General features: G+C 67.7%; 22 protein-coding genes. 10 read left to right on the plus strand and 12 right to left on the minus strand.

Features of this window, described 5'->3' with window-relative positions:
* Window positions 1-13: 13 nt before the first annotated feature.
* From C6I20_RS03600 to C6I20_RS03620, 5 genes are read right to left on the minus strand one after another with little or no spacing between them, the layout of a single operon-like run.
* On the minus strand, window positions 14-1,747 hold the full coding sequence (locus tag C6I20_RS03600; protein ID WP_118394713.1) for an aminotransferase class V-fold PLP-dependent enzyme: 1,734 nt from the start codon (window positions 1,745-1,747) through the stop codon (window positions 14-16).
* A 10-nt stretch (window positions 1,748-1,757) separates the two neighbouring features.
* Window positions 1,758-2,006: a DUF2892 domain-containing protein gene (locus C6I20_RS03605; protein ID WP_254052235.1), complete on the minus strand. Its 249-nt coding sequence runs from the start codon at window positions 2,004-2,006 to the stop codon at window positions 1,758-1,760.
* A complete protein-coding gene (locus C6I20_RS03610; protein ID WP_118394714.1) occupies window positions 1,999-2,394 on the minus strand; it encodes a carboxymuconolactone decarboxylase family protein in 396 nt (131 codons plus the stop codon). Before C6I20_RS03610 ends, C6I20_RS03605 begins: the two co-directional genes overlap by 8 nt.
* Before the next feature lie 53 nt (window positions 2,395-2,447).
* Window positions 2,448-2,636: a hypothetical protein gene (locus C6I20_RS03615; RefSeq protein ID WP_118394715.1), complete on the minus strand. Its 189-nt coding sequence runs from the start codon at window positions 2,634-2,636 to the stop codon at window positions 2,448-2,450.
* Window positions 2,637-2,641: 5 nt separating this feature from the next.
* Window positions 2,642-4,144, minus strand: coding sequence for an NAD(P)/FAD-dependent oxidoreductase (locus C6I20_RS03620; RefSeq protein ID WP_254052236.1), 1,503 nt, complete (start codon window positions 4,142-4,144; stop codon window positions 2,642-2,644).
* A gap of 118 nt (window positions 4,145-4,262) precedes the next feature.
* Here C6I20_RS03620 and C6I20_RS03625 point away from each other — a divergent pair, with 118 nt between their 5' ends.
* On the plus strand, window positions 4,263-4,607 hold the full coding sequence (locus tag C6I20_RS03625) for an HPF/RaiA family ribosome-associated protein (protein WP_118394716.1): 345 nt from the start codon (window positions 4,263-4,265) through the stop codon (window positions 4,605-4,607).
* Window positions 4,608-4,762: 155 nt separating this feature from the next.
* Window positions 4,763-5,533, plus strand: a complete 771-nt coding sequence (locus C6I20_RS03630) for a crotonase/enoyl-CoA hydratase family protein (RefSeq protein WP_118394717.1) — start codon at window positions 4,763-4,765, stop codon at window positions 5,531-5,533.
* Window positions 5,534-5,576: 43 nt separating this feature from the next.
* Here the strand turns inward: C6I20_RS03630 and C6I20_RS03635 are convergent, their stop codons facing one another.
* On the minus strand, window positions 5,577-6,509 hold the full coding sequence (locus C6I20_RS03635; protein WP_254052237.1) for an alpha/beta fold hydrolase: 933 nt from the start codon (window positions 6,507-6,509) through the stop codon (window positions 5,577-5,579).
* Window positions 6,510-6,587: 78 nt separating this feature from the next.
* Here C6I20_RS03635 and C6I20_RS03640 point away from each other — a divergent pair, with 78 nt between their 5' ends.
* Window positions 6,588-7,226, plus strand: a complete 639-nt coding sequence (locus C6I20_RS03640) for a histidine phosphatase family protein (RefSeq protein WP_162891093.1) — start codon at window positions 6,588-6,590, stop codon at window positions 7,224-7,226.
* A gap of 40 nt (window positions 7,227-7,266) precedes the next feature.
* Here C6I20_RS03640 and C6I20_RS03645 read toward each other — a convergent pair whose 3' ends face one another.
* From C6I20_RS03645 to C6I20_RS03655, 3 genes are all read right to left on the minus strand, one after another.
* Window positions 7,267-8,052 carry an SDR family oxidoreductase gene (locus C6I20_RS03645; RefSeq protein ID WP_118394719.1) on the minus strand — a complete coding sequence of 262 codons (786 nt, stop codon included), beginning with the start codon at window positions 8,050-8,052 and terminating at the stop codon, window positions 7,267-7,269.
* The gene (locus C6I20_RS03650; protein ID WP_118394720.1) at window positions 8,049-9,053 is read right to left on the minus strand and encodes an NADP-dependent oxidoreductase; all 1,005 of its coding nucleotides are present in this window, start codon (window positions 9,051-9,053) and stop codon (window positions 8,049-8,051) included. The genes C6I20_RS03645 and C6I20_RS03650 overlap by 4 nt, the downstream gene beginning before the upstream one ends.
* A gap of 67 nt (window positions 9,054-9,120) precedes the next feature.
* Window positions 9,121-10,629: an MFS transporter gene (locus tag C6I20_RS03655; protein ID WP_118394721.1), complete on the minus strand. Its 1,509-nt coding sequence runs from the start codon at window positions 10,627-10,629 to the stop codon at window positions 9,121-9,123.
* A 154-nt stretch (window positions 10,630-10,783) separates the two neighbouring features.
* On the opposite strand from C6I20_RS03655, the gene C6I20_RS03660 reads away from it, so the two are divergent.
* From C6I20_RS03660 to C6I20_RS03670, 3 genes are read left to right on the plus strand one after another with little or no spacing between them, the layout of a single operon-like run.
* Entirely contained in the window at window positions 10,784-11,986 is a 1,203-nt protein-coding gene (locus tag C6I20_RS03660; protein ID WP_118394722.1) for an acetyl-CoA C-acyltransferase, read from the plus strand.
* 26 nt (window positions 11,987-12,012) lie between these two features.
* Complete coding sequence (locus C6I20_RS03665) at window positions 12,013-12,846, plus strand: enoyl-CoA hydratase-related protein (protein WP_118398564.1); 834 nt, start codon at window positions 12,013-12,015, stop codon at window positions 12,844-12,846.
* Between the two features lie 51 nt (window positions 12,847-12,897).
* Complete coding sequence (locus tag C6I20_RS03670; protein ID WP_118394723.1) at window positions 12,898-14,886, plus strand: acetoacetate--CoA ligase; 1,989 nt, start codon at window positions 12,898-12,900, stop codon at window positions 14,884-14,886.
* Window positions 14,887-14,909: 23 nt separating this feature from the next.
* Here the strand turns inward: C6I20_RS03670 and C6I20_RS03675 are convergent, their stop codons facing one another.
* A complete protein-coding gene (locus C6I20_RS03675; protein ID WP_162891094.1) occupies window positions 14,910-15,449 on the minus strand; it encodes a hypothetical protein in 540 nt (179 codons plus the stop codon).
* A gap of 325 nt (window positions 15,450-15,774) precedes the next feature.
* Here C6I20_RS03675 and C6I20_RS03680 point away from each other — a divergent pair, with 325 nt between their 5' ends.
* The gene (locus tag C6I20_RS03680; RefSeq protein ID WP_118394725.1) at window positions 15,775-17,043 is read left to right on the plus strand and encodes a CdaR family transcriptional regulator; all 1,269 of its coding nucleotides are present in this window, start codon (window positions 15,775-15,777) and stop codon (window positions 17,041-17,043) included.
* Between the two features lie 9 nt (window positions 17,044-17,052).
* Here the strand turns inward: C6I20_RS03680 and C6I20_RS03685 are convergent, their stop codons facing one another.
* Both C6I20_RS03685 and C6I20_RS03690 read right to left on the minus strand, forming a co-directional pair.
* Window positions 17,053-18,243 (minus strand): lipid-transfer protein, encoded by a 1,191-nt coding sequence (locus tag C6I20_RS03685; protein ID WP_118394726.1) that lies wholly within the window; start codon window positions 18,241-18,243, stop codon window positions 17,053-17,055.
* Window positions 18,244-18,377: 134 nt separating this feature from the next.
* Entirely contained in the window at window positions 18,378-18,995 is a 618-nt protein-coding gene (locus tag C6I20_RS03690) for a TetR/AcrR family transcriptional regulator (protein ID WP_118394727.1), read from the minus strand.
* 161 nt (window positions 18,996-19,156) lie between these two features.
* Between C6I20_RS03690 and C6I20_RS03695 the strand changes: the two genes are divergently transcribed.
* The 3 genes from C6I20_RS03695 (at window position 19,157) to C6I20_RS03705 (ending at window position 22,661) form a co-directional block, all read left to right on the plus strand.
* On the plus strand, window positions 19,157-19,960 hold the full coding sequence (locus tag C6I20_RS03695; protein ID WP_118394728.1) for an SDR family NAD(P)-dependent oxidoreductase: 804 nt from the start codon (window positions 19,157-19,159) through the stop codon (window positions 19,958-19,960).
* A gap of 47 nt (window positions 19,961-20,007) precedes the next feature.
* Window positions 20,008-21,132 carry a DUF5938 domain-containing protein gene (locus C6I20_RS03700; protein ID WP_118394729.1) on the plus strand — a complete coding sequence of 375 codons (1,125 nt, stop codon included), beginning with the start codon at window positions 20,008-20,010 and terminating at the stop codon, window positions 21,130-21,132.
* Between the two features lie 71 nt (window positions 21,133-21,203).
* Window positions 21,204-22,661, plus strand: coding sequence for a class I adenylate-forming enzyme family protein (locus C6I20_RS03705; RefSeq protein WP_118394730.1), 1,458 nt, complete (start codon window positions 21,204-21,206; stop codon window positions 22,659-22,661).
* Window positions 22,662-22,725: the final 64 nt, after the last annotated feature.

Genomic DNA, 22,725 nt, shown 5'->3' on the forward strand with positions numbered 1-22,725 from the left:
AGCCGGAGCCCGCCTATCCCGCGCTTCGGCGGCTGGTCGGGCGGATGCAGACGTCAGGCAGCTCGAACCAGCGGATGTGCTCGAAGTCGCGAGACACGAGGTCGCCGGACCCATCGAGGGCGGGAGGCTCCTGCTCGGCAAGCAGACGGACGCCTTCAGCGAGGTGCTCTGCCAACATCGACTCGGGCGAGGTCGGCGGCTGGGCCGGGTGCTGCATCTGCCCCTCGGGTCCGTAGCTGATCTGGTCGAGCCGCAGCGGCGGCTCCACGAGCCCGCGGCGATGGAGCCAGATGCCGGTCGCCGGATCGAACAGGTACTCGCCGAGCATGCGCCACCCGTCGCGAGCGACCAGCGCGACGGCCTCGCTGATGTAGTCGAAGACCGCCTCGGAGATGAAGTAGTTGAAGTTGATCCGGACCCAGCCGGGCTTGATCCCCTCGCACCCCCTGGTGATCTCCCGCTCGAACTCGCGGGACCGCTCGAGCTCGATGCCGAGCAGCCGGTGGCCGTACGGGCCGGCGCACGAGCACCCGCCCCGGGACTGGATGCCGAACAGGTCGTTGAGTAGGGCAACTACGAAGTTGTGGTGCAGGAACTTCCCACTCGGTGCGCGGATCACGAACGAGACGATCGAAAGTCGCTCCGCGTCGAGGTTTCCGAGGATCTCGATGGTGGGCTCGTCCGCCCAACGGTCCAGAGCGCGCCGCAGGAAACGCTCCTCGGTCTCGCGGATCACCTCGATGCCGACGGCCTGCTTGAGCTGGAAGACCAGGCCGGCCCGGATCGACTCGACGATCGCGGGCGTACCACCTTCCTCGCGCTGGGCCGCGTCCGTCAGGTAGCGGTGCTCGTCCGGATTGACGTAGGTGACGGTTCCGCCGCCGGGGACATCCGGAACCCGGTTGGTCAGCAGGTCACGTCGCACCACCAGTACCCCTGGGGTGCTCGGCCCGCCGATGAACTTGTGCGGGCTGAGGAAGATCGCGTCCTTGTAGCAGTCGAGATCGTCCGCGTCGGGACCGTTCATCTCGATCTCGACGTACGGTGCCGCGGCGGCGAAGTCCCAGAAGGACAAGGCGCCGTGACGATGGAGCAGCGACGAGATCGCGGCCGTGTCGCTGATGATTCCCGTGACGTTGCTCGCGGCCGAGAAGCTGCCGATCTTCAGGGGGCGGTCGGCGTGCGCGATGAGCTCCGCCTCGAGCTGGGCCAGATCGATGTGCCCGTCGCCATCTGCCGGGATCGAGACGACGTCGGCGATCGACTCGCGCCATGGCAGCTCGTTGGAGTGGTGCTCGAAGGGGCCGAGGAAGACGACCGGTCGCTCAGCGGCCGGAATGGCGTCGCTGAGGTGGTAGCGGTCCTCGAGCACCGAGGGGATGCGCAGGCCGAGAATGCCGATCAGCTTGTCGATCGCTCCGGTGCATCCTGAGCCGGCGAAGATCACCACGGTGCTGTCGTCTGCGCCGACGGCATCATGGATGATCTGGCGTGCGTCCGACCGCAACCGGGTGGTCTGCAACCCGGTGCCGCTGGACTCGGTGTGCGTGTTGGCATAGCTGGGAAGCACCTGCTGACGGATGAAGTCCTCGATGAACCCCAGCGCCCGCCCCGAAGCGGTGTAGTCGGCATAGGTGACTCGCCTGGGTCCGAACGGACCGATCATCACGTGATCGTCGCCGACCACCGATGCGCGGATGCGGCGCAGCAGCGGTGAGTCACCGGGACGTTCGGAGTCGTCCTTCATGGCCTGCTCATCAGGTTGAGGCGTTCGTCTCGGTCGATCCTCGGGGGGAGAATGCGCAGCCAGGAGCGACGCCGAGCTTGGCGAAGACCATCGCGGCCGGGCAGACCCCCGTCACGCTGGATTGCAGGACGTTGAGTCCCACGAAGCCGAGCAGGAGCAACCACCAGGTCGAGACGAGCGCCGTGAGCAGCACACCGATCAGGATCATGATGCCAGCGAAGGCAAGGACGGCACGGTCGAGGTTCAGTGATTCAGGCATGGGTGCTCTCTTCCTGGGTGGGCGCGGCGGCGTCGGCGAACTCGCAGAACGCGTCGTAGGCGCGCGGACCGTAGATCGTCGCGGGACCGCCGTTCATCAGGAACGTGACGCCGATGGCCTCGGCCGCCTCCTGCCGGGTGGCGCCGGCGCGGACCGCGGCCTGAGTGTGTGAGGCAATGCAGCCGTCGCAGCTCTCGACGACGCCGATCGCGACGGCGATCAGCTCCTTGGTCTTGACGTCGAGGGCACCGGGAGCAAACGACGCCTTGTGCAGCTCGCCAAAGCCCTGGTAGACGTCGGGGATCGCCCGGCGAAGAGCCCGGTGCAGAGGGGAGAGGTCGTCGAGGACGTCCTTCCCGTGCCCGGCCGTGTGGGTCGTGGGTGTCATGGGGTTCCTTTCGTGGTGCCTGGCGAGGAGGACGCCCGGTGGTGCTCGGACGACTAGCGGTGCCCCTTGGAGGCCATCCGGAGGATGCGCAGGTTGAAGGCGATGAACCGGGTCAGCTGGAACACGACGCTGTTGCGTCGCCGCAGGGTGGCTGCGGTGGGCAGCGGCGCCCCGCTCAGGTCGGCGACGGGCTGGTTGTCGTCGGTGGGGGCGGGCTCGGACGAGGAACTGGTGGGGGTCATGTCGATCACTCCGGGATGAGGTGCCAGCCGAAGCGGGCCTTGGCCTTGTGGATGAACAGGTAGTGCAGGGCGAGCTTGACCCAGTGACCACTGAGCCCGATCTCCCCGCGGGTGTCGCGCAGGTCGCGACCGGTGGTGAACCGTGCGTAGTCCGGCACGACGGGCATCATCGTCATGGCGGCGGCCGAGCCGTTCCGCATGCCGGCGCCGGCCGAGGCGACGCACGCGGCGCCCATGTGTGCCATCGAGGCGGTGTGCGCGGGTGCGCGGGCGCCGTGCTTGATCCGGTCGACGATGGTCAGGGCCGCGGTCTTTCCCATGACCCCTGACGGCATGCCGGTGCGGGGCGGGGCCGGCGCGATGACCGTGCCGTTCAGGCTCTTGCGCGGGCGGGAGATCTGGTGCGGGGGGGCGAAGGCGATGCCGACCGCGAAGATGTTGTCGTGGCCCGGGGCCAGGTAGGTCTCCGGCCAGTCCTCGGCACGCCAGTCCTCGTACGGCTTGGGCGTGTAGTCGGCGTCGACCTTCATGAACCCGCTGGGGGCGAACATGGTGTCGGTGATGTCGGCACCGGAGCGGTCGTAGGCGGCCAGAGGTACGCCCCCGAAGGGCGGCAGCAGCATCGCGAAGTCGAAGCCCAGGCTGTGGTGCTCGCCGTCGAGGGTCTCGTAGTGCACGACTCCGGCTTCGACCCGCTCGACATGTGCGCCGAGGATCGGCTCGACGTCGCGCTCGCGGAACAGCGAGGCGGTCCACAGCTCGCTCGAGGTCTGGAACCCGTTCTCCTCGAACGTCATCCCGTCGACGCCGAAGTCGCCAAGTGCGGCCTCGTTCGTCAGGTAGACCAGCCGCGCGAGGTCGCGTACGCCCGCCTGACGCAGCTCGTGGTCGACGTTGAACACGTACTCGAACGCCGCTCCCTCGCACGTGCAGGTGCCGTGGCCCATGCCGACCACGAGCGTCTGTGGGGTGCCGCCCTGCATCAGCTCGATCGACTCGCGCAACGCTGCAGCAGCCTCGATGGCGTGATCGGCCGTGCACACCGACACGGTGTGACCGTCAGGTCCGAGACCCTCGGTCGCGCCGAACTTCAACTGAGGGCCGGTCGCATTGATCAGGTAGTCGTAGCGGATCCGCTCCTCCCGACCTGCCGTCGCGCGACTGGTGTGAACGACGTCGACAGCGCCGCGTGGATCGGTCTGGTCGCCGTCCGGTCGAATTGCGATGGCCTTGGCCTGCCGGAACTCGATGCCCTTGCGTGCGTAGACCGGCGCGAGTGGAAAGACGACCTGCTTCTTGGACATCCGGCCGACGCCGACCCAGATGTTCGACGGGATCCAGTTCCACTGCGAGTTCGGCGACACGACCGTGACGGTGTCGTCCTTCCCCAGCAGCCGATTGAGGTGAAGCGCTGCGGTGTGTCCGGACACTCCTGCTCCGAGGACGACGATGTCGGCCATCATGACTCCCTTTCGTGCTTGTCTGGTGATGATTTTCACGATACCCATGGGGGTATCTACGCACTAGGGACTTCGGTCCCTCGTTCGAGGGGGCTGAGGCCCTGTCGCGGGGGCGGGACGATCGACAGACTCGTGGGTGCACACACATCTCGCGAAGGAGCCCCACATGCAGATTCAGGTCAACACCGACAACAACGTCGACTCCGGCGATCAGCTCACCAAGCTCGTCGAGGACGGGATCGAGATGGCCCTGGGTCCCCAGTCGATGCGCATCACGCGGGTGGACGTCCACTTCGGCGACGAGAGCGCAGGCCGCGCGACAGAGGCGGACATGAAGTGCATGATCGAGGTTCGTCCTGCCAGCCACGAGCCGGTCGTCGTGACCGACCACGCGTCGACGACCGAGGAGGCGTTCCACGGGGCCGTCGACAAGATGCAGCACCTGCTGGCAAGCCTGTTCGGCAAGCTTGACGACCGGCACCCCGGCCAGCCCTCCGGCAAGCGCTCGTAGGCGAGTCCAGCCGGCGCTGGTCCAAGGATCGATCCCGTCGGTTCGCCCGGGGCCGGTCGGGGCGGGTCGGGCGGGATCGTCACGTCATCGAAATGAACATGAATTCATGTTAAGGTCACGTGATTCCGGCCCCCGTTGGACACGAGAGGTGTGACATGTCATCAGTCATTGTGGTGGAGACCGCCCTGGACGGACGGGTGCTCCTGATCAAGCTCAACCGCCCGGAGGCGCGTAACGCGGTCAACGGTGAGATGGCCCGTGAGCTTGCGGCGGTGATGGACCGCCTCGACGCCGATCCAGCGCTTCGCCTGGGGATCCTGTACGGCGAGGGCCGGGGGTTCAGCGCGGGGATGGACCTCAAGGCGTTCCTCGACGGGGACCTGCCCACCGTCGAGGGCCGAGGCTTCGGTGGGTTCGCGCAGTCCCCGCCGCGCAAACCGCTGATCGCGGCGATCGAAGGCTTCGCCGTCGCCGGTGGACTGGAGCTGGCGCTGGCGTGCGACCTCATCGTGGCCGCGCACGACGCCAAGCTGGGGCTGCCTGAGGTCAAGCGGTCGCTGACCGCCGCGGGCGGGGGACTGCTGCGTCTCGCGCAGCGGATTCCGTACCACGTCGCCGCGGAGATCGCTCTGACCGGAGATCCCCTGCCCGCTCAGCGCCTGTACGACGTCGGGCTGATCAATCGCCTGGCCGAGCCGGGTCAGGCGCTCGACATGGCCATGAGCCTGGCGGCGCAGATCGTCGACAACGCGCCGCTCGCCCTGGAGGGCACCAAGTTCGTGCTCGCGGGGGCGGGCGACTGGGGGATGGCCGAGGGCTGGGACAAGCAGCACGACATCACCGTCAGCGTCAGCACGTCCGAGGATGCGCGCGAAGGTGCCACGGCATTCGCCGAACGCCGACCTCCCGTGTGGCAGGGACGCTGAGACCTTCCGGGTCGGCGCGCACCTCGACGTGCGCGCCCGGGTCTCAGTCCCGGTCGAGTGATGCCAGGAAGGCGATGAGCGCGTCGTTGACCTCGGCGGCACGCTCCTGCTGGACCCAGTGCCCGGCGCCTTCGACGACGATCGGCTCCTGGAGGTTGGTGAAGACCTCGCCGAGACGATCCGACGGCATGAAGCCCCGGACCGGGTCGAGAGAGCCGGTGAGGAACATGGCCGGAACCTCGGACGTACGCTTCGACATCGTGATCGACTGCTCCCAGTTGCGATCGATGTTGCGGTAGTAGTTGAGTCCACCGGCGAATCCGGTCTGCTCAAAGGCTCGCACGTAGACGTCTAGCTCGTCGGGTGTGAGCCATCCGGGCAGCTCTGCGGGCTCGAAGGTGCCGCCGACGGCGGTCGAGATCGACGCCATCATCGCGGTCATGGTCGCACGCACGTCGCGGGCCAGGTTCTCCTCAGGTGGACCCTGCTGCTGGAACTGGATCATGTAGAAGCTCTCGCCGAGCCGCTTGCGCATGATCTGGGTCGGCGCAACGGGTGCGGGCGGACCGAACGGCACGCTCAGCCCTGCGACGGCACGGACCCGATCGGGGTGGGACAGGCCCAACGGCCACACCATGCCGGCGCCCCAGTCGTGGCCCACGAACACCGCCTGCTGCTCGCCGAGTGCATCGAGCAGGCCGATCAGGTCGTTGCCCACGTTCTGCGCGCTGTACGACTCGACGTCGGTCGGCTGGTCGCTCCCGCCGTAGCCGCGCATGTCCGGGACGATGACGCGATAGCCGGCCTCGACCAGCGCGGGGACCTGATGGCGCCACGAGTAGCCGATCTCGGGGAAGCCGTGCGCAAGCACCACCGCGGGGCCCGATCCGGCCACCCGGACGCTCAGGGTGATGCCGTTGGTCGCCACGTCCATGACGTCGTCGGGGCGCGGAGTGCTGGCGTCGGCAGCGGGCATCTGGGTCGTCCAATCTCGGTGGGGCGGGGGCATCCGCAAACATGAATCCAACGTCAACTTTACAGTAGGATCAGATGTGTGGGAACTATCTATCTGGTGAGGCACGGCCAGGCATCATTCGGGTCCGACGACTACGACAAGCTCTCCCAGCGGGGGCACGAGCAAGCGGCACGGCTCGGATCCAGCTGGGCGTCGGCGGGCATCGTGCCGACGCGACGGGTGTCGGGATCGATGCGTCGCCAGCGGGAGACCGCGACCGGGGTCGTCGCGGCCGGTGATGCCGGCGCGCCGCACCGGGTCGATCCGCAGTGGAACGAGTTCGAGCACGTCGGGATGACCGCCCAGCACGCGCAGGACAGTGGGGGAGACCAGAAGGTCTTCCAGGCCTCGCTCAACCTGGCGCTGGCCCAGTGGATGAGCGGCGAAGGAGACTTTCCCGAGAGCTATGCCGACTTCTGCACGCGCATCCGGACGGGGTTCGCCGACGTGGTCGCGGCGGCGGGGCCGGGTGGGAAGGTTGCGGTCTTCTCGTCGGCCGGACCCATTGCCCTGGTCGTCTCGCACCTGCTGACCGCGAGCGACGCCCTCTTCACGACCCTCAACGACGTGGTCGTCAACGCCAGCGTCACCACGGTGATCGTCGGCCGGACCGGGCCCCGACTGCTGACCTTCAACGATCACGCGCACGTGCTCCCGGGCCTCGCGACCTATCGGTGAGGACGTGAGCGGGCCCGGCTCGTGACGCGATCGGCGCGGATCAGCTTCCGACCGTGGTGGCGATCCCACCATCGATCGGGATGATCGCGCCGGTCAGGTACGAACCCGCCCGGCTGGACAGGAACACGACGCCCCCGGCGATGTCGTCGGGGCGTCCGATCCGGTTCAGTCGGGAGTGTGCCGCGATCTCGTCGCGAGACTCCGCGAGCCGCGACGCCATCATCTTGGACTCGAACGGCCCCGGCGCGATCGCGTTGACCGTGATCCACTTCTCGCCGAGCTTGGCGGCAAGGACCCGGGTCAGCTGGTGGACCGCGGCCTTGCTCGGGCCGTAGGAGTACGCCTCGTGCTGTGGTGTGTGGATGGCGTCGATCGAGCCGATGTTGATGATCCGCGCAGGATCGTCCTGGCTGCCGGACCTCTCCAGCAGTGGTAGGAAGGCCTGGGTGAGGAAGAAGGGAGCCTTGACGTTGACGTTGAAGACCCGGTCCCAGGCGGCGGCCGGGAAGTCCTCGAGCGCGGCGCCCCAGGTCGCGCCGGCATTGTTGACGAGGATGTCGATGTGATCCTCGCGCGCCATGATCTCGGCGGCGAATGCCGTGCAACCGTTCTCGGTGGACAGGTCGGCCGAGAGGCCCGTGACCGGGCCGAACTCCTCGAGCTCGGTGACGGCCGCAGCGACGGCGTCGCTCTTGCGCGAAGCGACGTAGACCCGGGCGCCGGCCTGGAGCAGGCCGCGTGCGGCCATCAGACCGATCCCGCGGCTGCCGCCGGTGACGATGGCCACCTTGCCCTCGAGGCCGAAGAGGTCGTCGATCGCGCTCATACCCTGAGCACCAGCTTCCCGGTGTTGCCGCCGGTGAACAGCAGCTGGAGGGCGTCTCCGAAGGCTGCGATGCCACCCTCGACCACCTGCTCGCGCGGGATCAGCGTCCCGTCCTCGAGCCACGAGGACATCTGCGTGACCGCCTCGGGGTAGCGGTCCTCGAAGTCGAAGACGAGGAAGCCGGTCATCGTGGCGCGGAAGACCAGCAGCGACATGTAGCGCGACGGTCCGGGCGGGAGCTTGGACTCGTTGTAGGCCGAGATGCCCCCGCAGATGACGACTCGCGCGCCGAGGGTCAGATTGGCCAGCGCTGCGTCGAGGATCTCCCCACCGACGTTGTCGAAGAACACGTTGATGCCGGTGGGGGCGATCTCTCGCAGGCGGCGTGACACCGACTCGTTCTTGTAGTCGATCGCTGCGTCGAACCCGAGGGTCTCGGTCAGCCACTGGCACTTCTGGGGGCCGCCGGCGATCCCGATGACCGTCGCGCCCTTGGCCTTGGCGATCTGCCCGACGACGCTGCCGACGGCACCTGCGGCGCCGGAGACGACCACAGTGTCACCGGAGGTGACCTTGCCGACCTCCAGGAGCCCGAAGTATGCGGTCATGCCCGGCATGCCCAGGGTTCCCAGCCAGGTCGGGGCTGCCGCGACCGCCAGGTCGGCGCGGGTGACGTCCTTGCCGGTGCTGATCACATGGTCGGTGGCGCCGAAGATCCCCATCACGGTCTCGCCGACAGCGAACTGTTCATGGCGTGACTCGGTGACGGTGCCGATGCCGAAGGCGCGCATGACGGCGCCGATCTGCACCGGTGGGACGTAGGAGCGGACGTCGTTCAGCCAGCCGCGCATCGCCGGGTCCATCGACAAGTAGTCGACCTTGATCAGGAACTCGCCGTCCTCGAGCGCCGGCAGCTCGGTCGAGACGTACTCCCAGGTCTGTTCGTCGGTGAGTCCGACAGGGCGTTGCTTGAGCAGAACCTGTTGTGCGGTAGTGGTCACGGGGTCAACTTTCGTGGCATCGCGGGACGGAGTCGTACGGGGATGTTATGCGAAACTGACGTCGGATTCAACTAGGACGATCCTCGGTGAAGATGGCCCACTCCGCGCCGAGGGAGAGGGCGTGCTCGCGTTCGATCTCCTCGGCACTGCGCGGATCGGTCCCGTTCGTGCTGGGGCGCATGCCCAGGACGACGATCAGGATGCTGGTGAGCATGGCGATCGATCCGACGATGAACACGGTGATGAACGACGACTCCGGCGAGTGGCCGTTGGCGAGGATCCGGCTGCTGAGCAGGGTGATGACCAGGGCGCTGCCCAGGGCGCTGCCGATCGACCGGGCGATCGAGTTGACGCCGTTGGCGATGGCCGTCTCCTCGGGACGCACCTCCGCAACGACAAGCGCCGGCAGCGCTGCGTAGCCCATGCTGAAGGCGCCGTTGGTGATGACGCCACCGAGGATCAGGTGCCAGCTCTGGGAGTGCAGCACGGCCATCTGGGCGAAGCCGACCAGGCCCAGTGTGGAGGCGATGATCAGGGTCGTGCGGCCGCTCAGTCTCTCCAGGAGGTATCCGCCCAGCGGCGCGGTGATGATGCCGATGGTAGCCGCCGGGACGAGGTAGATGCAGCTGGTCTGGAGCACGGATGCCGAGAACCCGTAGCCGAGCTCTCGCGGGACCTGTACGAAGGCAGAGATCACGAGGAACGTCGTGAACATGCCGAAGCCGATGAACATGCCGGCCGCATGGGTCGCCATCAGCGCCCGGTTGCGCAGCATCTCCAGCGGGACCAGCGGCTCGCGCACGTGTCGTTCGACGATGCCCCAGAGGACGAACGTTGCGACCGATCCGGCGAAGCTGCCGATCGTGGCGGTGCTTCTCCAACCCCACTCGTGGCCCTGTGACAACGGGAGCAGGAGCAGGACCAGGCTGAGGCCGAGCAGCAACCCGCCGATCCAGTCGACGCGCCCATGCCGGTGTGGGTCGTCTGCCGGGACCGTCCCGAGGGCGCACACCACCAGGACCAGCGCGACCACCAGTGCGAGCCAGAACATGCGCCGGTAGTCGCCGCCGTCGCGCAGGACCAGACCCGTCAGGACGAGCCCCACGCCACCTCCGACGCCGATCGCCCCGCTGACGATCGCCATGGACGACGAGAGCCGGTGCGCGGGCAACGAGGCACGAAGGATGCCGATCGACAGGGGGAAGAGGCCGAACGACACGCCCTGCATGGCACGGGCGATCAGCAGCATCGCGAGCGAGCTCGTGACGGCGGCCAGCAGTGATCCGGCCGCGACCGTGACGAGGATCCCGATCAGGACCCGCCTGCGGCCGTGGATGTCGCCGACCTTGCTGAGTATGGGTGTGAAGACGGCGGCGGCCAGCAGGTTGACCGTCACGGCCCAGCCGACCGCGGACGCCGAGACGTTCAGGGCATCGCCGATCTGGTGGAGGACCGGAACCACCATGGTCTGGAGCAGGGCGGTGACCATGGCAAGCATCGACAGCACCAGAACCAGTACTGGCCGGGCGGTCTCGATGGCAGATGTGGTCGGCGTGTGCCTGGTGGACAGGGCCATGATCTCGGGACAACCGTTCTCGCGTGGCGGCGTCGGGCGGGGCTCGTGCTGGTTGACGATGCCGGTCCCGGGGCCTAAGTTGAAGTCGACGTTAGATTCATGTTAGTCCACTTCGCGTATGCGGCAAGAGATTCAAAGAGATAGGGAAACCGACATGAGAGAAGCCGTCGTCGTTTCGACTGCGCGCACCCCGATCGGCAAGGCCTACCGGGGAGCCTTCAACAACACCCAGGCACAAGAGCTTGCCGCCCACGCGTTGGGTGCTGCGGTGAGCCGCGCCGGAATCGAGGGCGGCGAGGTCGAGGACGTGATCTTCGGAGCGGCCATGCAGCAGGGAAGCTCGGGGTTCAACATCGCTCGTCAGGCGGTCCTCCGCGCCGGATTTCCGACCTCCGTGCCGGGCATGACGATGGATCGTCAGTGCGCGTCGGGCCTGATGGCGATCGCCACAGCCGCCAAGCAGATCACCCACGACGGCATGAACATCGCCGTGGGGGCCGGGGTCGAGTCGATCTCGTTGGTCCAGAACGACAAGATGAACACGTTGCGCGCCGAGGACCCCTGGCTCGTGGAGCACCGCCCCGACATCTACATGCCGATGCTCCAGACCGCCGAGCTCGTCGCGGAGCGCTACGGCATCAGCCGGGACGCACAGGACGAGTTCAGCCTGCTCTCGCAGCAGCGCGTCGCCGCGGCCCAGGCTGCCGGCCGCTTCGATGCAGAGATCGTGCCGCTCGAGACGGTCAAGATCGTCACGGACCGCACCACGGGCGAGACCAGCGAGGAGCGGGTCACGCTGACCCAGGACGAGGGCAACCGGTCGTCGACGACGCTGGACTCGCTGCGCGGGCTGAAGCCTGTCCTGCCCGACGGAGCGGTGACCGAGGTTGCCAGCGTGACGGCGGGCAATGCCTCACAGCTCTCCGACGGCGCATCTGCGGCGGTCCTGATGGAGGCCGGCCACGCACAGCAACGCGGGCTCGACATCCTGGGCACGTATCGCGGCATGTCGGTGGCCGGATGCGATCCCGACGAGATGGGGATCGGCCCGGTGTTCGCGATCCCCAAGCTGCTCAAGCAGCACGGTCTCACGGTCGACGACATCGGCCTTTGGGAGCTCAACGAGGCCTTCGCCTCGCAGGCGCTCTACTGCCGCAACGAGCTCGACATCGATCCCGAGCGTTTCAACGTCGACGGTGGCGCGATCTCGGTCGGTCACCCGTACGGCATGACCGGCGCACGCCTCGTGGGGCACGCGCTGCTCGAGGGCAAGCGTCGTAACGCGCGCTATGTCGTCATCTCGATGTGCATCGGTGGCGGCATGGGTGCGGCCGGACTGTTCGAGGTTGCGCTGTGAGCTCCGAGGACATCAAGGACAGTGCCATGAGCTTTGCTGGAACCGGACCTGAGGACGACGTGTTCGGCGTCGTGCGTAACGGCGTCGGCACGATCACCCTCAACCGTCCCGATCGGCGCAACGCGATGTCCGACGCGATGATCAGCGGGCTCGCCGACCTGCTCGCCGCGATGGAGGCCTCCGACGAGATCGGCGCCATCGTGCTGACCGGCGCCGGCAATGCCTTCTGTGCAGGTGGCGATGTGCAGGGGTTCGACGAGAAGGGCGGCGAAGGCGGGGGAGCGCAGACGATCGACCCGGTTGCGGTCGCGCAGCAGCAGCAGGCTCAGCGGGACACCGTCGGCCGCATCTACCGGTGCCACAAGCCCGTTCTCGCGGCCCTGCCTGGTGCCGCTGCGGGAGCCGGCGTCGGCCTCGCGCTGGCCGCCGATCTACGCATCGGCGGACCCCGAGCCCTGATCGCCACGGCGTTCGCTGCGGTCGGGCTCTCCGGCGACTTCGGCGTGGCATGGCTGCTGGAACGGGCCGTCGGCCCGGCCAAGGCACGCGAGCTGATGTTCCTCAACCCGCGCATCAAGGCCGAGCAGTGCCTGGAGCTGGGCCTGCTCAACTGGGTCGTGGGCGAGGACGAGCTGGAGGCAAGGACCGCGGAGATCGCCGAGCAGCTCGCGAACGGCCCACAGCTCGCGCTCGCATCGATGAAGCAGAACCTGATCGAGGCGCCGATGGTCGATCTGGAGGCCTCGATGGACGCCGAGGTGCCGCGGCACAAGACGGCCGGCCTGAGCGACGACCACGTCGCCGCGGTCAGGGCCTTTGTCGAGAAGCGGCAGCCGGTGTTCGGTGCGGGTCGTGGCTGAGTCCGACTCAGCGACTCGTCCAGACGTGCCGAACCACGACCAAGGAGCGCCATGACCTCGACCGCACGCACAGTCTGGACGCCGTCGGCCGACGACGTCGCCGACACGAACATCGCTCGTTTCGCGAGCTGGCTGCGCGAGACCCGAGGGCTCGACGTCGGCACGTACGACCAGATGTGGCAGTGGTCGGTCGATCATCTCGAGCAGTTCTGGGCCGCGGTGTGGGAGTACTACGAGATAGGTGATCCGGTTCCCGACGACGAGGTGCTGATCGATCGGCGGATGCCGGGTGCCGAATGGTTCCCGCACGCCCGTGCCAACGTCGCCGAGTACATCCTGCGTCCCCGATCGGACGACGGTGAGGTCGCGATCGTCACGGTGGGGGAGACCGGGGCGCCGGTCGAGATCACGTGGGGCGGGCTGCGTCGTCAGGTCGCCAGCCTTGCCGCGACGATGCGCCGACTCGGCGTGCGGGAGGGCGATGTCGTCGCCAGCTTCCTGCCCAACATCGGCGAGACGCTGGTAGCAGGTCTCGCGACCGCCTCTCTCGGCGCAATCTGGTCGGGAGTCGGCCAGGACTACGCCGCACAGGCTGCGACCGACAGGTTCGCCCAGCTCGAGCCGGTGCTGCTGTTCGCGGCCGACGGACACGTCTTCAACGGCATTCCGCGGGACCAGCGTGCCTCCGTCACCGAGCTGCGCTCGAACCTGCCCACCGTGCGTCATGTCATCGGGGTCACGCGTCTGGGACACGGCCTTGACGACACGATCGACTTCGCGGTCGCCGTCGGCGACGACGTGCCCTTCGAGCCGGTCGACACCCCGTTCGGCCACCCGCTGTGGGTGCTGTTCTCGTCGGGCACGACCGGGCTGCCCAAGGGCATCGTGCACTCCCACGGCGGGGTCCTGGTGGAGCAGGTCCAGATGCTGGGGCTCAACTGGGACCTTCGCGCGACCGACCGCTACACGTGGTACACCTCGCCCAGCTGGGTCATGTGGAACACGGTGCTCGCCGCGCTGGGCGCCGGGTCGTCCGTCGTGTGCTTCGACGGGGCCCCGATGGCGACCGGTCCGCGGTCTCTGTGGAACCTGGTGGCCGAGCAGCAGGTCACGATCTTCGGAACCAGTCCTGGATTCCTGGCCGCCTCTCAGGACGCGGGTGTGCGACCCGCCGCCCAGCACGACCTGAGTGCCCTGCGCATCATGGGCAGCACCGGAGCGCCCCTCCCCGAGCGAGCGTTCGACTACGTCACGCAGGAGGTCGGCGACCTGCCGCTGTTCTCGATGTCCGGGGGCACCGACGTGGCAGGGGCGTTCGCCCTGGGCGCGCCCAACGTGCCGGTATGGGCGGGTGAGCTGCCGGTCCGTGGCCTCGGCGTCGCGGTCGAGGCGTGGGACGACGAGGGCCGACGGGTCGTGGATCGCGTCGGCGAGCTCGTGGTGACCCACCCCATGCCAAGCATGCCGATCCACTTCTGGGCCGATGCCGACGGGTCGAAGTACCGTGCGGCCTACTTCGAGACGTTTCCCGGTGTGTGGCGGCACGGTGACTGGATCACGATCTCCGACCGCGGCAGCGTGATCGTGCACGGTCGGTCGGACTCGACTCTCAACCGGCACGGCGTGCGCATGGGTTCGGCAGACATCTACGCCGCGGTCGAGTCGATGCCAGAGGTCGCCGAGGCGCTCGTGATCGGCGCGGAGGAGATCGACGGGGGCTATTGGATGCCGCTGTTCGTCGTGCTGCAGCCCGGGGTCGAGCTCGATGACGTCACGGTCTCGACGATGCGCACCCGGATCCGTGAGATGGCGTCGCCGAGGCACGTGCCAGACGAGATCATCGCCGTGCGGGGCATCCCTCACACCCGCACCGGCAAGAAGCTCGAGGTGCCGATCAAGCGGCTGATCCAGGGTGTCGAGCTGGCCCAGGTCGTCTCGCCCGCGGTCGTCGACGACGTGTCACTCCTCGAGGACTTCAGGGTCATCGCGGCGCAGCGCCTCGACGAGGTGCGTTCCCGGATGGTTCCGCAGGACGGCTGATGCTCGGCGACGATGCCGGCGGGTCAGGCGTGGATGAGGTCGGCCAGCGACTCGCGCACGGCCGGTCGCACGCCGGCCGGGACATTGGATCGGGGCGGGTACGCCGGCAGGTGGTCGAGGCCGAGCTCCTGCACCACCGCGGAGATGTTCGCGAACATCGCCTCGACCATCGAGCTGGTCCGCCCGGTGGACGACACGACAACGGCGGCGGCCTCCCTGCGCCGGGTGGGTCGGCCGTCGAGGGTGTCGCGAAGCATCGATGCGTACGCCTCGACGGCCACCCTGACGTCGTCCTCGGTCCAACGCCCCGGTTTGACCCGTGCGATCGCACCGGTCGGCAGCGCCCAGACGTCGCCGTCGACCAGGAGCTCCGCGGCGGCCGCCATCATCGAGGCGGTCTCGCGCAGCTCGAGCTGCCAGACGTAGACCAGGTCGCCGGTCGACTCCAGCTCGGCGCGGTGTCGCGACCAGACCTGCTTCGACACGTCGAGGAATTTCCCTGATCCGCCCACGGCCGACAGCGCCTCGACGATCCACGCCTGCAGCGCACTGGAGTTGCTCACCGACCAGTTGTACCGCACGTTGCCGCTGCGCCGGCTGGTCAGGACGCCAGCGACCCGCTGCGCCACGTGACCTGCGCGGCCGGGCCGGGACCGAGCGCGGGGCCGTCCCGGGGCGGAGAGTGACACGCGGCCGATCTGCGCATACGCTCGCTTTTCTCAGCACCCCGCGTGCGAGGCGACCGAGCGGATCATCGGATCGGCCGAGCGCACCTCCCGAGGTGACCGACCGGATCGGCGCCACGACCGCTCACGCGGTTCGAGAACTGGTGGTGCACCACCATGACCACGTTGGAGGCGACATCGTGACCGGAGCCAGGAGACTGTCATGACGGTGGAACCGACAGGGTTGACCGGCGGCGACGGCGAGGGTCGCGTCGAGGAGATCATGCGGGAGGTCCTGACCCGGCGCCGCGAATTCGTCGAGGAGCTGACGACCTACACCGGTGATGCGATCGCCGAGCTCGTCGCCGATGAGTCGACAGCCCATCTGCTCGGCGCGAGCATCAGCGAGAACACCTTGCTGCTGATCCAGACCCTCTACGAGGGGCAGGACCCGACGACGGTCACCGCACCGCCCGGTGCGGTGCAGTACGCCCGCAGGCTCGCCCAGAATGACGTCTCGATGGCCTCGCTCATGCGGGCCTACCGGTTCGGGCAGGCACGATTCACCGAGATGTGTCTCGAGGTCGCTGCCGAGCTTGGCGAGCGCTATGAGATCTCCGTGCTCAGCGACATCGTGACGCGGGTCGCCCAGTTCATCGATCGGATCTGCGACATCGTGGCCCGTGAGTACGAGCAGGAGCGCGATCGGTGGGTGCGCAGCCGCAGCGGCATGCGACAGCACTGGATCGGAGAGCTGCTGGCCGGCGATGTCACCGACATCGATCAGGCGGAGGCGGTGCTCGGCTATCCGTTGAAGGGCAGCCACCTGGCCGTCGAGGTGTGGAGTGACGACGTCGTCAACCGGGCCGACAGCCTGCATGCTTTCGACCTCGTGTCGGCGTTCATCGTCAAGTCGCTGGGCGCCCGCCGCCCGCACATGATGGTGGCGACGGGGGAGCACGAGGCCAGAGCGTGGTTCGCGTCCCGGCCAGCCGACAGACTGGATGTCAACGACGTCGCCACCTGGTTGCGCGAGCAGCGCGTCCCGGTCCGGCTGGCCTGGGGCACGACTCTTGCGGGTGTCGAAGGCTTCAGGCGCAGCATCCACCAAGCGGCCCGCACCAAGGAGCTCGCGGCGAGCCACCCGAACCGGAGGGCCGTCGACTTCACCGAGGTCGCCGCCGTGGCGATGCTGAGGAACGACCCCGTGGAGCAGCAGGACTTCGTTCGTCGTGTGCTGGGCGGGCTCTCCGAGCCCGGGGAACGCAACGACGGCCTCCGCGAGACGATGCTGGCGTTCCTGGAGCTCAGTGGCGATCACACGCTGACGGCGGAAAGGCTCCACGTCCACCGCAACACCGTGCGCTACCGCATCGAGCAGGCGCTCCAGACGATCGACCCGCACCGACCGCGAGTCGGCAACAGCCACGACACGATGCTCGCTCTGAGCATCCTGGAGTGGCGCCGCGACCTCTTTGCCGCCACGCGGTAGGTGGAGGTCTCAGACCTTCTCGTAGAGCGTGACGACGCAGGCGCTACCCAGTCCGAGGTTGTGCTGGAGCGCGAGCCTCGCGTTCTCGACCTGACGCCCGCCGGCCTGACCGCGTAGCTGCCAGACGAGCTCGGCGCACTGCGCGAGACCGGTCGCGCCGAGCGGGTGTCCCTTCGACAGCAGACCGCCGGACGGGTTCGTCACGACGCGACCGCCGTACGTGTTGTCTCCCGACAGGATGAACTTCTCGGCCGTGCCCTCGGGCGTCAGACGCAGCGCCTCGTAGCTCAGCAGCTCATTCGTGGTGAAGCAGTCGTGGAGCTCTACGACGGGGATGTCCTCGGGGTCCACGCCGGACTCCTCGTAGACCGCATCGGCGGCCGCGCGAGCGATACCGTAGCCGACCAGCATCCTTGGGTCCCCGGCGAACGACTCCGGGGTGTCCGACGTCATGGCCTGGGCGCGGATGCGCACCGAGGCGTCGAGCCCATGCTTGCGGGCAAACTCCGCGCTGCAGAGGATCGCTGCCGCGGCGCCGCACGTCGGCGGGCAGCACTGCAAGCGGGTGAGAGGCCCGTGGATGGTGGGCGAGGCCAGGACCTCCTCGACCGAGACCGGGTCGGTGAAGACGGCGTAGGGGTTGTGGGCCGCATGGCGGCGAGACTTGACCGAGATGTGGGCCAAGGTGTCCGGGTCCATCCCGAACTCGTCGATGTAGGCCTGGCCGGCGTTGCCGAAGAACTGCGCCGCTGTGGGAGCCGACGGATGGGTGCCCTGGTGGGCCTCGCGTGTCTCGTTGAACAGGCGCAGCGCGTCCGGTCGGTCGGTGAAGACCGAAGTGAGGGCGCCAGGGGTCATTTGCTCGAAGCCCAGAGCCAGGACGCAGTCGGCGGCGCCGGAGGCAATCGCCTGGCGGGCGAGCCACAGTGCGCTGGATCCTGTGGCGCAGTTGTTGTTGACGTTGACGACCGGGATGCCGGTGGGTCCCACGCCATACAGCGCAGCCTGCCCGGAGACGGAGTCGCCGTACACGTAGCCGACGTAGGCCTGCTCGACGAGGCTCAGGGCAATGCCGGCGTCGTCCAGAGCGCGTCGGGCGGCTTGACTGCCCATGGCGTCGTAGGAGTCGCTACGGCCTGGTTTGCTGAACGGGATCATGCCCACGCCGACGACGTGCACAGGTGCTGTTGTCTTGGTCATCCGCTCACTCTCCAGCGGACCGAGGGCTGAAGGAACCCGCAGACCGGAAGTTCGTACGGTCGAACAAGACGCGGCATGTGCCTTGGTCGGGAGCACAGACCGAGCGTCGCGCCAGTGGACCTGCGTTGATCAGGTCAGCTGACGATGGCGTGCATCAGGCGCCTGCACCGGCGCACGACGGCATCCATCGCGCCAAGGTCCCCGGCCAGGAACGCCATCAATGACTGCTCGAACATGCCGTCGTACATCGCGTAGGCGAGAGCAGACTCGACGTCGACCGAGGAGTCCGACAGCTCTGCGCACCGGGTCACGACGTTCCAGATCATCTGTTCCAGCAGATCATCGATCTCGTCGATCAGTGGACGCAGCTCGGCCTGGAACATGCTCTGGTTGCGCAGGTCGTACCAGAGGCGGTGCATCGACGCATCGTCGCGAAGCGTGAGAGACATGGCCTCCGCGAACTGGTCGGTCAGCTCATCCGCGGTGGACGCCGTCGCGACGATCTCGTCGTAGTGCGTTGCGCAGTCGCTCTTGTACTGGCGGACGCAGTGCTGGATGAGCTCGTCCTTGTCCTTGAAGTAGTAGTGCAGGACGCCGTGGCTGAACTCGGAGTTCTGGGCGATGTCGCGCAAACCGGTGCGGGCGTAGCCGCGCTCGGCGAGGGTGGCCAGCGCGGACGCCGCGAGCTGTTCGCGCCGGCGGGCGAACTTGTCGACCGCGGCCTTCTCGAGCCGGTCGTTCTGCGTGCTCACGTCTCACCCTTTGTCTGTTCGTCCAATCCGGGTGCACGGTTTTGTGCGCTCGGAAGAATGCGCCCATTCTACTGGTCAATCGTCCAGATTTGTCTTGTCAAGTGTCCAAATTTGGGCTTGTCTGTGATGGAGGTCATATCCGCGACGAAGGGAAGAACACGATGGCAACATGCGATTTGAGTGGCCGCAAGGTCCTCATCACTGGTGGCGCCCGAGGGCTTGGACTCAAGATGGCTGAGACCCTGGCGGGCCAGGGCGCAGCGGTGGTCATCGCCGACATCGATGCCGAGGCAGGAGCCGCCAGCGTTGCCGCCCTCGCCGATCAGGCGCACCACGTCTCCTTTGTCCATCTCGACGTGGCCGACGATGCCTCCTGGGAAGCGGCGATCCCGGACGTGCTCTCCGCGCTGGGTGGACTCGACGTGGTGGTCAACAACGCCGGTATCGAGATCACCGAGCTGTTCGTCGACCTGAATCCGGATCATGCGCGCAAGATCTTCGACATCAACGTGGTGGGCACGATGCTCGGAGTCAAGCACGCCTTCCGCACGATGCGTCCCGAGGGCCCGGCCGGTGCCGGCGGCGCGATCATCAACATTGCCTCGGTCGCCGCGACGATCGCCTTTCCGGGCATCGCTGCGTACTCGGCGTCCAAGTCGGCTGTCGACCGGCTGTCCCGCGTCGCCGCGGCCGAGTCCGGGCGCATGGGCTACGGCGTTCGAGTCAACGCGATCTGCCCGGGGCTGGTCCCCAACGCGATGGGCGCCCAGCTTGCGAACGACACCGCCGAGCTGGGGCTGTTCGGCTCGACCGAGGAAGCAGTCGGCGCCGTCGTCAGCTTGACCCCGAGCGGGCGCCTCGCGACCGAGCAAGACATCGCTGACGCCGTCGCCTTCCTCGCGTCCGAGGACTCGGCGTTCATCAACGGTGTCGCGCTGTCCGTCGACGGCGGCATGGGCATGTAGTCCTTCCGTCTCCCCACACCACCCTCCCCACAAGCAAAGGAAACTCCATGAGCAACAAGCCTGTCGTCGTCTACGGCGCATCGGGATACACCGGTCGACTGATCTGCGAATACCTCCGCGAGTACAACGTCCCGTTCGTGGCCGCTGGCCGCGACGAGGACAAGCTCACCGACTCGATGCAGTCGTGGGTACCGGGCATCGAGACCGCCAACTACGAGGTCGTCGAGGTCGAGCACGAGGTCGGCGCCCTGACTGATCTGTTCAGTGGTGCGTCCGTCGTCCTCAACACCGTGGGGCCGTTCAGCCGTTTCGGGCCCGAGGTCGTCGAGGCGGCGCTGGCGGCTGGCGTCCACTACACCGACACCACCGGTGAGCAGGACTGGGTCATCACGTGCGACGAGAAGTACGGCGCGGACTTCGCTGCCGCCGGCCTGTTGCTCTCTCCCGGGCTGGCCCAGATGTACACGACCGGCGAGATCGCCGCCGAGATCGCCCTCGAGCAGCCAGGTCTGGACACCCTCGACATCGCGGTCTTCTGGGGCGGCAGCCCGACCATCGCGTCGACCCAGACGATCCTGTTCAACGCCGCACTGACCGAGGCGAAGTACCTCGAGCAGAACGCCTATGTGCCGTTCGACCCGGAGGCGGGCCACTATCACCTCAACATTCCCGGTCAGCACGAAGTCGCGCTGGCGCTTCCGTGGGGTGGCACGTCGCACCCGGTCTGGTACAAGAACGACCCGAGGGTGGCCAACGTCAGGGCACTGGGTGGTGTGTTCAACCGCGGCCTGATGCTCGCCGTCCCGCAGATCGTGGCCGGTGCAATCCAGGCGACCGAGGGCATGGGCATCGAGGAGAAGTACGCAGCGCTGGCCGCGACGGCCTCGCAGGTCATGAGCGAGATGCCTCCCCGCGAGAACCCGCGGATCAACAAGTCGATGGACTCCGCGCACGCTTCGGGCCCGCTCGGTCGGGCGCACTGCGTGATCCACGGCAGGGAGAACTACAAGCAGACCGGACTGCTCCAGGCGTACGCGGCGTACGCGTTGCTGCAGCAGCCGCCCAAGAAGGTCGGCTTCGCATCGGGATGCCAGGCCTTCGGACACCGTGAGCTGCTCGGCCAGCTGATGAGTTTCGGCCTCGTGCAGCAGCCGGTGCTGACGATCGACTGAACCCATCCGTGGGGCGGCGGGAATCCGCCGCCCCACGAATTCCCCTCAACCCACCCACTGAGAAGGACGCCATGCACTTCGCCAGCCTCCCCGACGATCGCGCTGCTTCAGCACCTGATGCGCCGGCGATCGCCGACGACTCCACGACCCTGACCAATCGACAGTTCGCGGCCCGGGTGTCGGCGGCGGCGGGTGCTCTGGTCGACCGCGGAGTCGGAGTCGGCGACGTCGTCGCCGTCCAGCTGACCAATCGGGTCGAGCTCATCGTCGCGCTGTTCGCGGCGTGGCGCGTCGGCGCGACGCTCAACCCGCTCAACCCCGTGCTCACGGGCGCCGAGGCGACCCACCAGGTGCTCGACGCAGGGTCCGTGCTGCTGGTGACCCGGGACGGGACGGGGCCGGTGGCCGGCGTCGCGACCATCGGCCTCGCGGACCTCTCGTCCGCGACAACCACCGCGCCCGCGAAGGAGTCGGTCGACGACCTGGCCCTGCTGATCTACACGAGCGGGACGACCGGACAGCCCAAGGGCGTCATGCTCACCCACGCCAACCTCGACTCGATGACCGAGTCGTTCATCGAGTGGCTCGACATCACTGATGCCGACCACAGCATGCTGGTCCTCCCGCTCTTCCACGCCAACGGGATCGTCCTCGGGACGCTGACACCCCTGCGGGCCGGCGGTCAGGTCTCCATCACGGGCAAGTTCTCGCGGGACCGGTTCTTTGACGATGTCGAGCGCCTTCGGCCCACCTACTTCTCGGCCGTCCCGGCGATCTACGCGATGCTGAGCGACCTTCCCGATGACGTGCACCCGGACACGTCGTCCCTGCGCTTCGCGGTGTGCGGAGCGGCGCCGATGCCGGCCCAGCTCATCGGACGTTTCGAGACGCGCTTCGGGCTCACGCTGGTCGAGGGCTACGGATTGTCTGAGACCACGTGCGCCTCGACGATCAACCCTCTGGACGGCGTCCGCAAGGCCGGAACCGTCGGGCCGCCGCTTCCCGGACAGCAGGTGGACGTCATCGATCCCGAGGGCCGCCATCTGCCGGCCGGCGAGGTCGGCGAAGTCGTCATCGCGGGCCCGACTGTCATGGCCGGCTACCTGAACAAGCCCGAGGAGACGGCTCGGACGATCGTGGACGGCTGGTTGCGGACCGGTGACGTCGGACGAATCGATGAGGACGGCTACCTCGTGCTGGTCGACCGCGTGAAGGACATGATCATCCGCGGCGGAGAGAACATCTATCCCAAGGAGATCGAGACGGTCCTCTACCAGCACCCCGATGTTCTGGAGGCTGCCGTGGTGGGGCGGGCAGACAAGATCCTGGGTGAGGTTCCCGTGGCCTTCATCGCTCGACGCGCGGGATCGTCGGTCGACGAAGACGAGCTGCTCGAACACTGTCGGGTGCTTCTCAGCGCGTTCAAGCTGCCGGTGAAGATCTCCTTCACCGACGAGCTCCCCAAGAATCCGGTGGGCAAGATCGACAAGCCCACCCTCCGCTCCTTCGTGGGGCCGAGCTCACCGTGAGCTCAGCCGCGCCATGACGGCCAGACGGACGAGGAGCAGGCAGATCCTCGGCGTCCTGCACGAC

This window comes from Aeromicrobium sp. A1-2 (genome assembly GCF_003443875.1).
Lineage (GTDB): Bacteria > Actinomycetota > Actinomycetes > Propionibacteriales > Nocardioidaceae > Aeromicrobium.